The 2,065-nt window shown below is 58.0% G+C and carries 1 protein-coding gene; it reads right to left on the reverse strand.

The window, feature by feature from the left end; all coding sequences use genetic code 11:
- On the reverse strand, positions 1-226 hold a 226-nt coding region (locus MU407_RS13905; RefSeq protein ID WP_246958383.1), incomplete at its 3' end, for a hypothetical protein.
- Between the last annotated feature and the right edge of the window lie 1,839 nt (positions 227-2,065).

Below are 2,065 nucleotides of genomic sequence, written 5' to 3' on the forward strand. Positions count from 1 at the left end.
ACACCAAAGCCGCCGCCTCCCGACGATACTCCGGCGTATAGCTCTTCCGCTTCCTCATGACGACAACCTCCCGCAGGTCACCACGACCCGCCATCTCAGGTGTCAACAACAGAAGGGTAAGCCCACCTCGCGGGGTGAGGGTAGAGTGGTTGAATTCCAGCACGAGTGTGGTCCGGCTGGTCTTGATAGAGCGCTGCAGTCGGCTGTAAAAGTAATTAATGATCATGTGGGAGGCTTTGAACCCCTTACACCGTTTGGCGAGCAGGCATTTATGGAGAACGTCCGCCGCGTATATAGGGAGGCCGTTTGGTGAATGTATATGGCATGAAGCGCTTCGCGATCGTCGGGTCCGGAGGTAGCGGTAAGACCTGGCTAGCTAATCGCCTCGGGGATGCTCTTGGCATTGATGTGGTTCACTTGGACTACCTGTACTATAGTGGCGAGCAAACACGAGACTATCGTGAATTTACGCGTATGCAAGAGAGCGTGACGGAGGGTGAACGGTGGATTATTGAGGGGAACTATGTGTCCTCACTGCCGACTCGTCTAGCTCGAGCGGAAGTCGTGATTCTGGTAGATGTCCACCCTTTGATTTGTGCATGGTCTATTCTTTCCCGGCAGCTATCGCGCCCGCAAAAAGGGGCGCGCAATGTGTTGTCTATTCGGTTTCTGTGGTACGTCTTGAGGTTCAGGGCACAGATGCGGCCGCGAGTGTTGGAGCAAGTGTCTCGGTGTTTGACGGAGCGTGATGATCTGGTCTTCATCTGGCTTCGTGGTCGGCGACAGTCCCGTGGGTTTGCAGGGCACGCGAAACGGGCGGTATAGAGCATGCTGGATGTAGGTGCGATGTGCGTCGTCAAAGGGCTGCTTGAGCAGTGCTTGCGGCGCGCCGGCGGGAGGACGGAGCGGTGAGTGGGCTCAGGGTAGGTTCCGGGCTGACGTTCTGCGGGTTCACTGAAGGGGTTCGGCTTGCGAGTCGGCGTGTTGGGGTCCCGGTGGACGATGTGGTTTGTGCTGATTCGGGGCCAGTACTGGGGCGGTTCAAGCGACCCATTGTGGCGTTCTTCGATAGCAGCGCGTCTTGTGAAATGCAAGGGCCGGTGCTGGGCCATGACAGACGTGCAATGCGTAGGCGCCTATTCTGTCATGCAGAAGTGTTTGTGGATGTTTCGCAACCGGAAAATAATGATGGGTTGCTTGAGCGGGAATTGGGTTCGCTCGGTTCCGCGGTCTGTGTCGCTATGAGAGTCGCTCTGGAGTCTGTGCGCCGGCGCGGGAGAGGTACGTGCGCGGTGCTTGGTTCGGAGTCCGGTAGGTGTGTGGGTATCGGGGAGGATCATCGGGTGGCGCTCCCAGTAAGTCCCGCATCCACGTTGTCTCGGATTAGAGCGACGCACGATGAAGAGTGTATTGGGGACACATGCGAAGTTAGCGCGGACCCTGAGAAAATGCGGCGGGTGCTGCATTTGGACGGTGTTGTTCACGCGGAGATCGATGCGCTTTCGAAGTGTCGAGAGGATCCGTCGTGGTGCGTAGTTTCTCGACTGCCATGTCCGTCGTGCCTTATGGCGCTTGTAAGCCGGAACGTCTTGCATGTAGTGTACTTCGAGCCGGATCCGAACCCGGATGTTCTGGCCCTGGCGAATGGGGTGTCAGGATTTACTCTTAGACCGTTCACGGGTGCGGTCTACGATCTTGAGAAGTGTGCGGAACTGTGATCGTGGCTGAGGCAACGCCTGCGCGGTTGGTGGTCGTTGTAGATGTTTGTGTGGTATGGGGGCGGACGACGCTCCAGTTGTAGCGGGCCATGATGTTGTAGTCAGCAGCGTGGGGATGAAGGAATAGGTCTCAGACCGGCACGATGGGTGGTGCTGAAGCCATTTATGTGCCGTGTTCGTGCCGGCCAGGGGTCGTGGGGTAGTGCCATGGAGTTCACCATGGGGTGTGTCAAGGATTTCGGACAGTCGATGTGTTCTCCGGTGGTCAGGCGACCACTGGGAGGGTGGTGGGGGTGGTCTGCTCGGTCCACGCCTTGGCGGGGGTGCGGTAGCCGAGCGATGAGTGG

Source organism: Brachybacterium sp. Marseille-Q7125 (assembly GCF_023062615.1).
Classification (GTDB): Bacteria; Actinomycetota; Actinomycetes; order Actinomycetales; family Dermabacteraceae; genus Brachybacterium.